The following is an 8,052-nucleotide window of genomic DNA, read 5'->3' on the forward strand; positions in this document are numbered from 1 at the left end:
TCGAAACGAATAGGCTTTTTCCATGGGGAGCATTTTAGCATATATTTCGTAAATGTGTTAATATTTAACAGTAAAGCCGTCGTAGAACGACGGGGTTTCAGACCCAAAATTTTCGATGAACTGAGAAAACGGGTTTCTTTGAGAAACCCGTTTTCTGAATTTCTCGTGATACTTGGGGATTGCTAACTCGCGCTAGACTAGATTAAAATAATTAATTAACTCCCAATCATTTGTTTAACCATGAGTCAAGCTGCTGCTGCAATCAATACTAAACTAATTGATTCCCTTGCTCAAATTATCCTTTCCTTAACTGAGGAAGAACAACAGCTTCTCGTACAAAAAATCCAGCATCCAGCCTTATCTGATGTCGATTTTCATCAAGGTTTTCCCTTTGATGTTCAAATTCCTAATACAGAAACGCTCGCCGCCATTGAAGAAGTAGAAAAACATCCTGAGCGTCTTAAGCGTTATAGTAGCGTCGGGCAGATGTTCGAGGATTGGAACAAGGACTCATTCGGATCTGTTCAAATAGTCTTCTAGTAGGGTGGGAATTGCCAACTTATGCTAGACTAGATTAAAATAATTAATTAACTCCCAATCATTTGTTTATTTATGAGTCAAGCTGCTGCAATCAATACTAAACTAATTGATTCCCTTGCTCAAATTATCCTTTCCTTAACTGACGAAGAACAACAGCTTCTCCTACAAAAAATTCAGCATCCAGCACTAGCCTCTGAGGAAATTCAACGCCAACGGGAGGTATTAAAACGTGACATCGAGCTAGGAATGGAACAACTCAGGCAGGGTGATTATAGTGAATATGACTAATCCTCATTGCCTAGTTTGTTAGAAACTATTAAGATGCTTGCAAAACAGCGACTTCAAGAGGAATTAATTTAGTTAATCGCTTTCCCATTGCACGGCAAGCGGAGCAAGATTTGCAGGATATTTGGCTCTATTTAGGCAGACAAGATGAATTCTGTCCGACGAAAAGATCGCTCAAATTCTGGACAGATTTCCTAGCATTTAAATTGCTTGTTGAGATCAGGCACTCTTGCAAGAGGAAACGGTAAAGGGATTGGGGGAGATTTAGCTAATCTAAGGATGGACGGTTAAAATACGTCTTAGCTTATTTCCTCCTGACCGGGCCGGGGCAGGAATCAAAACTATAATTAGAATGATTAAACCCCAAGTATAAACCCGCTTCGATAACCGATAGCCGATAACCGATCGCTAAACATGGATCCATCTTTCGCCCTTACCCTGCAAATTGTCATCACTGTGGTGGCGGGGATTACAGCCCAAGTCATCGCCGAATACCTGAAAGTTCCCAGTATTGTCTTCCTGCTCATTTTTGGGATTGCTTTAGGGTCCGATGGTTGGGAAATTTTACAGCCCCAAAGTCTGGGAATTGGCTTAGAAGTCCTTGTTGCCCTCTCTGTGGCGATTATCCTATTTGAAGGCGGTTTAAGCTTAAGCGGACGCGAATTAGGGCGAGTTTCTGGCAGTTTACGCAATCTTGTCACCCTCGGTACTTCCATCACTCTTATGGGTGGCGGTATGGCAGCCCACTGGTTGGGGGAATTTCCCTGGCCGATCGCTTTTCTTTACGCTTCTTTAGTGGTGGTAACCGGTCCGACGGTGATCGGGCCTTTGCTGAAGCAAGTAGCCGTAGATCGACGGGTGGCGACGCTTTTGGAAGGGGAAGGGGTGTTAATCGACCCTGTGGGCGCAATTTTAGCCGTAGTGGTGTTAAATACGATTATTGATAGTCATGCCCGCCCCATGGAAATTATCACTGGTTTAACCCTGCGTTTAGGTATCGGGGCGGCGATCGGCATTGCTGGAGGCGGATTGTTAAGTTTTATTATAAAAACTTGCAATTTTCTGACTTTTGAGTTAAAGAATCTCGTGGTTTTAGCGGGAGTCTGGGGATTATTTGGTTTATCGCAATTTAGTCGCAGTGAATCGGGGTTAATGGCGGTGGTAATGGCGGGAATCGTGCTAAAAGCGGCGGCCGTTCCCGATGAGCGGTTATTAAGGCGTTTTAAGGGTCAATTAACCACTCTTTGCGTGTCGGTACTGTTTATTTTACTAGCGGCGGATCTTTCGATCGCCAGTGTGATCGCTTTGGGTTGGGGCAGCGTCCTGACGGTGTTAGTCTTGATGCTGGTGGTGCGTCCCCTGAGTGTGGCTTTGTGTACCCTAAAAAGTGACCTAAATTGGCGACATAAGCTATTTATCGCTTGGGTTGCCCCTAGAGGAATCGTTTCTGCCTCCGTAGCTTCTTTATTTGCCATTTTACTCACCCGTGCCGGTATTAATGGCGGTGAAGCGATCAAAGCTTTAGTCTTTTTAACAATTTTAATGACCGTTTTTATTCAGGGATTAACGGCGCGTTGGGTGGCAAAAGGGCTAAAAATCACTTCTTCTGCGGCAACAGGAGCAGTAATCGTCGGTTGTAATCCCCTAGGTCGCTTAATCGGCTGTTTATTCCAAGAACAAGGGGAAAACGTGGTTTTAATCGATACGGATGCCAGGGCCTGTGAACAAGCAAAAGAAGACGGTTTGACGGTGATGCAGAGTAGCGGACTTGATACAAAAATACTGCAAGAAGCAGGCATCGAATCCATGGGAACTTTTCTGGTTTTGACTAATAATAGCGAGGTTAATCTGGTTTTAGCCCAAAGAGCCAGCGAGGAATTTCATCCTCCCCGGGTGTTGGCTGCCTTTGCGGGAACCCCTAACCCAGATCAAAATAAGGTTAATCAGGTTTTTCTCCCCAGTTTTTCGGTCAAGGAATGGAATCAGTATTTAGACGATAATCAGATTAAATTGGGTAAAACTATCTTTAAAGGCAATGATTTGAGCGAACAACAAACCAGATTGACTAAATTAATTGAAAATGGCGAACTGCTGCCCCTACTATTGCGTCGCGATAATTCCCTACAGGTAGTAACAGAAAGGGAAGAATGGCGCACCGGAGACGAATTAATCTATATTATGCGCGATTTACGCCCACAACTGCTTAAACGTCTTTCTGGCACTGTCAGAACCCGTTTATCTTTAGAAATCTTACCCGAAGTGGAAATTGTCACCAGTAGATAAGTAATAAGACAAAATTAACTTCTTGATGAGGATAGGCACTCTGGCAACTTAACTTAGCTAAAAAAAACGGTACACTGATAACTGATCATGGATAACTAATAACTGCTTATGCCTCCTCGTTGGCCTCGTCAACCCGATCGCAAAAACGATCCCGCTTTCCGACGTTTAGATGATCGCATGAATTTCGCCGTTCATGTGGCGGCTTTTTTAGCGATTAATTCAGGGTTGTGGTTTTTTCATATCATTAAATTTTCCGATTGGACTTGGTTGAATCTGTTCACGGGAATTTGGGCTATCCTATTGGTGGGACATTTGATTTATCTAGCGGCGATCGCTAACTACTCGGTAACATCCCATGGCTAATACAACTCAGGACATCGAAAATCTGGCGGCCCAAATCGGCGACAATATCTATATTGACGTGGCTAAATGGCATCTCTATCTCCGGGAGGCACATTTACACAGCGTCGTTGCCGAAAAAGTCTTCCCTTTGCTCGAAAACGACAGTTTAAGCGAGAATGCAGTCATGTCTATCCTGCGGGAGATAAAAGTCACCCTCGGAGGTGGTCATCTGCAAGTTTCCCTAGCGGATTTGTTACCCAGCAAATGTCAGATAGATTTAATCGATTTGCTCGAAGAATACCAAAAAAGTCGCTAAAATTGCCAAATACTATGCCTGATAACTCGCAGACTAGGACTAACAGGCTAAAGTAGTTAGGGTTTGCTGAATAAATCTAAAAACTTTGTTGGATAAGACTTTTAGACCTTTTTGAAATCCAAAAGTACCGGCCTTTGGAGTGATCGGGGGGAAAATTCAGGGACTTTTCCCTGAAAATTAGGTAATTGACCCCCTGAAAATGGTTAAAACCCTACACCCTACCCCCACCGAAAAACTTTTTGCCGCATACCCTAGTTAGAAATAGTCCCCCAGAAGCAAACCATGGAAATAGGTGTTCCCAAAGAGATTAAAGATCAAGAGTTTCGCGTCGGTTTAAGTCCTAGTAGTGTGCGTGTACTCAATGATCGCGGTCACAGGGTATTTGTGGAAACGGCCGCTGGATTAGGTGCCGGATTCAGCGATGAGGATTACCAAAAATCCGGGGCCAAAATTGTGGGAAAAGCGGCACAAGTTTGGGATAAACCGCTAGTTGTCAAGGTAAAAGAGCCGCTTAAGGCAGAATACGGCTTTTTAAATAAGGAAGCTCTCCTATTCACCTATTTACACCTAGCGGCCGAGCGCTATTTAACAGAAGCATTAATCGAGTCGGGAACAACTGCGATCGCTTATGAAACTGTCGAGCTTGCCGATGGTCGCTTGCCTCTCTTGACTCCCATGAGTGTTATTGCTGGTCGTCTTTCGGTACAATTTGGGGCCCGCTATCTGGAAAAACAACAGGGAGGTAGGGGAGTTTTACTGGGGGGTTTCCCCGGGGTGAGTCCTGGACAAGTGGTTATCCTTGGCGGTGGTGTAGTGGGTACAGAAGCGGCCAGAATTGCCGTCGGTATGGGGGCAAAAGTAACTATTTTAGATATTAACGTCGAGCGCTTGGCCTATTTAGAAACTTTATTCGGTTCCCGGGTAGAATTGCTTTATAGTAGCCCGGCACAATTAGAAAATGTGGTTCCTAAGGCTGATTTATTGATTGGGGCAGTGCTAGTCTTAGGAAAACGAGCGCCGACTCTGGTTTCTCGCTCTTTAGTCGCCAAAATGAACCCTGGTTCCGTAATTGTCGATGTGGCAGTGGACCAAGGGGGCTGCGTGGAAACCCTGCGGGCCACTTCCCACAGTCAACCGACTTACCTGGAGTCGGGAGTAGTACATTATGGGGTGCCTAATATGCCTGGAGCAGTACCCTGGACGGCAACCCAAGCTTTAAATAATAGTACCCTACCCTACGTTATTAAATTAGCCGACCATGGGGTAAAAGCCTTGGACCAAGATGTTTCCCTCGCTAAGGGGTTAAATGTCGCCAATCATCGGTTAATTCATCCAGCAGTGCGCGAAGTTTTTCCCGATTTGATTTGAATGTCAAAAAGGTGCGACTGAATTCTTTTGAGCTACGAGGAAAATCAGTCGTATCTCTCTTAAGTAGGGAGGCACAATTATTTGTAGGATGGGTTAGCGCACTTCGTAACCCATGCGGGCGTTGGGTTTCATGCTTCAACCCAACCTACGTTCATCTTATATTTAATTCCACCCACCCACTTAACAATTAAAACAGGATTCCAGTGGTTAATTCACTTGTACTTTAGCTATCTTGTTGGTTATAATCAAGGAAGATCATCCCTATAAAAATATTAAGATAAAATGTTCAAATTTATTGATTTATTTGCTGGCATTGGGGGCTTTAGAATAGCTTTTGAAAATCTGGGTTGTCACTGTGTTTTTTCATCGGAGTGGAATAAATTTTCTCGAAAAACCTACGAAGCCAATTTTAACGATAGTCCCGAAGGAGATATTACTTTAATTCCCGCTTTAACAATACCAGATCATGATATATTGACGGCTGGGTTTCCCTGTCAGCCTTTTAGCATAGCTGGAGTAACTAAACACAATGCGTTAGGTACTCGCCATGGATTTGATCATCCCACTCAAGGAACACTTTTTTTCGAGGTTGTCAGAATTATTCGAGAAAAAAGACCGAAAGCATTCATTTTGGAAAATGTCAAAAATTTACAGAGTCATGACAAGGGTAAAACATTTGAAGTGATTAAAAATACCCTAGCAGAGGATTTAAATTATCATATTTATTATCAGGTCATAGATGCTCGTTCTCTTGTTCCCCAGAACAGAAAAAGAATTTTTATTGTTGGGTTTGAGAAACCTAGCCGATTTATGTTTCCAGAAATACCAGATATTCATCCTAAAATTAAAGATATTCTTGAAGGGGAAGTTAATAGTAAATATACTTTAACAGATCATCTCTGGGATTACTTACAGAAGTATGCTGATAAACATAAAGAAAAAGGGAATGGTTTCGGTTATGGATTGGTTAATTTAGAGGGGATTGCCAGAACTTTGAGTGCTAGATATTATAAAGATGGTTCCGAAATTTTGATCCCTCAACAGGGAAAAAATCCCCGTCGTCTAACACCAAGAGAATGTGCAAGATTGATGGGATTTCCTGAAAAATTCATTATTCCTGTATCTGATAATCAAGCTTATAAACAGTTTGGTAATGCGGTTGTACCTCCTGTAGTAGAGGCAATAGGAAGGGAGATATTGCTAAGTCTTAATAATCCTATTTTAGATCAGAAAAATTTGCTTGATTCATCTCGCAAAAATCCAATTATCAAACAATTAGAACTTGCCCTAGTTTTTTAGTCCTAAAGATTTTATGATTGATATCTATAGCTTTAATGCTCAGGAAAATAAATTGATCGAGACAATCAAGAAAGCTTATTATATGCAACCTGTCATCTCGAAAATAGATGCTATTTTAGAAATTCAAGATGTGGAGATATATCAAAATGCTTTCAATCATCTCTATGAAGTTATTCAAGGTTCGCAAGAGGAAGTAGAAAAAATTATTAAACAAAGAAAGCTTCAGGGATTGATTAAAGATGAAAAACAAACTGCCAAAGCTGTGGTAGGAAACATATTTCCCTATGCGGTTATCTATATTTTTCTCAAAAATAAGGAAATCAAGAATATTGATCAAGATATTTATATAACTAATAAAAAATCTGCTGTTCGAGGATTTGAAAATATATCGACTATTAAATTGGGTGATGGAGAACAACAAAAACCAGATTGTGATTTGATCATTTATTCTTATAATAATTCTTCAAAGATAAGTGATGGTAATAATCAAGAAATACCCTATCCTAAATGTATAATTTTATCGTTAAAAACTTCTTTGCGAGAAAGAGCGGCACAAACCTATAAATGGAAACTTTTGCTAGAAATAGCTAATGACCATGGCTCTAAAGTTAAGGAAAAATACGGCATTAACTATAATGTTCCAGAAATTCCTCTTATCTGTTTTGTTACAGTTAATTTTTATAACGAAATTAACAATCCTCAACAACGAGGAATGTTAAAATTTTTTGATAAAGCATTTTTAGCCAAAAACATTAATAAAGAATTGCAAGATTTTATTAGTCCTCTATCAGAATTATTGGACTTTGTTAGAGATTTTTTCAAATAGATCGATTAAAATAAAAAAAGGCTCAGGATCAAGGTAGTGAGACGTTAGAACTAAATTTTATCAACTATCGCGGTAAAACTTTAAATGTTCCCGATCGCTTTTCACCAGATTTGGATTTTTTAAACTATCATCGCTATCATATATTTCAGGGCTAAAAGTACGACCAGTTAAATTAAATTCTCCATTGCATTACTTTGTTTATAATTGAGTTTGTCTAAAACACTTTTGCAATTTCAGCTTGGGCATAAAGTTTTATGTACAGATTCAACATTTCTGGTGACTAAGCTACAGCAAATCCTGTATATTTGCGTACTTTAGGATAACGAAAGCCGAGTACTATATCTTCTTTGGGAATACCTGCCTCCATCAAATCAGTAGCTATACCTTCCTCCGTTTCATCACATTGAATCCAGACTTTATCGACAACCAAGCTAAGGTGAATTGGTGTTGCATGGAGATACTTATTACCACTCCAACCGAAATCTAAAACTAGATAATGTCCTCGTTCATCATCAAATATAACCTGAGAAGTGTAGCCATCAGGTAAAGTAGCACGATAGTTAGCATGATTCTGGAGAACAGTCTTAATAATACCTTGATATTTTAATCGGGTATCCATTGCACGATTACCGCACTTTCATCATCAAAGACAATTAAAAGGGGAGAATTAATCCCCCCATTAATTTAGACAAAGAAACTATTGACCGCAATAGTGCCGAGCGCCGGTAAAGTACCCGTTAACCCGGTGAGATTAATCACCAAATCATTAGCACTTTGGAAACCAAGCGTACCG

The 8,052-nt window shown here is 40.8% G+C and carries 10 protein-coding genes; 8 read left to right on the forward strand and 2 right to left on the reverse strand.

The window, feature by feature from the left end; all coding sequences use genetic code 11:
• Positions 1 to 240 precede the first annotated feature (240 nt).
• From EWV84_RS01190 to EWV84_RS01225, 8 genes are all read left to right on the forward strand, one after another.
• The gene (locus EWV84_RS01190) at positions 241 to 540 is read left to right on the forward strand and encodes a type II toxin-antitoxin system RelB/DinJ family antitoxin (RefSeq protein WP_287075881.1); all 300 of its coding nucleotides are present in this window, start codon (positions 241 to 243) and stop codon (positions 538 to 540) included.
• A 72-nt stretch (positions 541 to 612) separates the two neighbouring features.
• A complete protein-coding gene (locus EWV84_RS01195) occupies positions 613 to 828 on the forward strand; it encodes a hypothetical protein (RefSeq protein ID WP_287075882.1) in 216 nt (71 codons plus the stop codon).
• 411 nt (positions 829 to 1,239) lie between these two features.
• Positions 1,240 to 3,108: a cation:proton antiporter gene (locus EWV84_RS01200; protein ID WP_287075883.1), complete on the forward strand. Its 1,869-nt coding sequence runs from the start codon at positions 1,240 to 1,242 to the stop codon at positions 3,106 to 3,108.
• Positions 3,109 to 3,216: 108 nt separating this feature from the next.
• Entirely contained in the window at positions 3,217 to 3,471 is a 255-nt protein-coding gene (locus tag EWV84_RS01205; protein WP_286826012.1) for a hypothetical protein, read from the forward strand.
• A complete protein-coding gene (locus EWV84_RS01210; protein WP_002761852.1) occupies positions 3,464 to 3,766 on the forward strand; it encodes a DUF3181 family protein in 303 nt (100 codons plus the stop codon). The genes EWV84_RS01205 and EWV84_RS01210 overlap by 8 nt, the downstream gene beginning before the upstream one ends.
• A 282-nt stretch (positions 3,767 to 4,048) precedes the next feature.
• Positions 4,049 to 5,134: an alanine dehydrogenase gene (gene ald, locus EWV84_RS01215; RefSeq protein ID WP_286826013.1), complete on the forward strand. Its 1,086-nt coding sequence runs from the start codon at positions 4,049 to 4,051 to the stop codon at positions 5,132 to 5,134.
• Between the two features lie 282 nt (positions 5,135 to 5,416).
• Positions 5,417 to 6,433, forward strand: coding sequence for a DNA (cytosine-5-)-methyltransferase (gene dcm / locus EWV84_RS01220; protein ID WP_287075886.1), 1,017 nt, complete (start codon positions 5,417 to 5,419; stop codon positions 6,431 to 6,433).
• Positions 6,434 to 6,446: 13 nt separating this feature from the next.
• Positions 6,447 to 7,259 (forward strand): BsaWI family type II restriction enzyme, encoded by an 813-nt coding sequence (locus tag EWV84_RS01225; RefSeq protein WP_287075887.1) that lies wholly within the window; start codon positions 6,447 to 6,449, stop codon positions 7,257 to 7,259.
• A 280-nt stretch (positions 7,260 to 7,539) separates the two neighbouring features.
• On the opposite strand, the gene EWV84_RS01230 is transcribed toward EWV84_RS01225, so the two are convergent.
• Positions 7,540 to 7,878: a XisI protein gene (locus EWV84_RS01230; protein WP_012268251.1), complete on the reverse strand. Its 339-nt coding sequence runs from the start codon at positions 7,876 to 7,878 to the stop codon at positions 7,540 to 7,542.
• 65 nt (positions 7,879 to 7,943) lie between these two features.
• A partial coding sequence (locus tag EWV84_RS01235) for a bluetail domain-containing putative surface protein (RefSeq protein WP_287075890.1) occupies positions 7,944 to 8,052 on the reverse strand: 109 nt, incomplete at its 5' end.

Source organism: Microcystis sp. M_QC_C_20170808_M3Col (assembly GCF_007095505.1).
Lineage (GTDB): Bacteria > Cyanobacteriota > Cyanobacteriia > Cyanobacteriales > Microcystaceae > Microcystis.

What these genes read in the sequence shown, in the direction of transcription:
- ald (WP_286826013.1), top strand. Translation starts at nt 4,049, where the DNA reads ATGGAAATAGGTGTTCCCAAAGAGATTAAAGATCAAGAGTTTCGCGTC.
- EWV84_RS01195 (WP_287075882.1), top strand. Translation starts at nt 613, where the DNA reads ATGAGTCAAGCTGCTGCAATCAATACTAAACTAATTGATTCCCTTGCT.
- EWV84_RS01190 (WP_287075881.1), top strand. Translation starts at nt 241, where the DNA reads ATGAGTCAAGCTGCTGCTGCAATCAATACTAAACTAATTGATTCCCTT.
- EWV84_RS01225 (WP_287075887.1), top strand. Translation starts at nt 6,447, where the DNA reads ATGATTGATATCTATAGCTTTAATGCTCAGGAAAATAAATTGATCGAG.
- EWV84_RS01205 (WP_286826012.1), top strand. Translation starts at nt 3,217, where the DNA reads ATGCCTCCTCGTTGGCCTCGTCAACCCGATCGCAAAAACGATCCCGCT.
- dcm (WP_287075886.1), top strand. Translation starts at nt 5,417, where the DNA reads ATGTTCAAATTTATTGATTTATTTGCTGGCATTGGGGGCTTTAGAATA.
- EWV84_RS01230 (WP_012268251.1), bottom strand. Translation starts at nt 7,878, where the DNA reads ATGGATACCCGATTAAAATATCAAGGTATTATTAAGACTGTTCTCCAG.
- EWV84_RS01210 (WP_002761852.1), top strand. Translation starts at nt 3,464, where the DNA reads ATGGCTAATACAACTCAGGACATCGAAAATCTGGCGGCCCAAATCGGC.
- EWV84_RS01200 (WP_287075883.1), top strand. Translation starts at nt 1,240, where the DNA reads ATGGATCCATCTTTCGCCCTTACCCTGCAAATTGTCATCACTGTGGTG.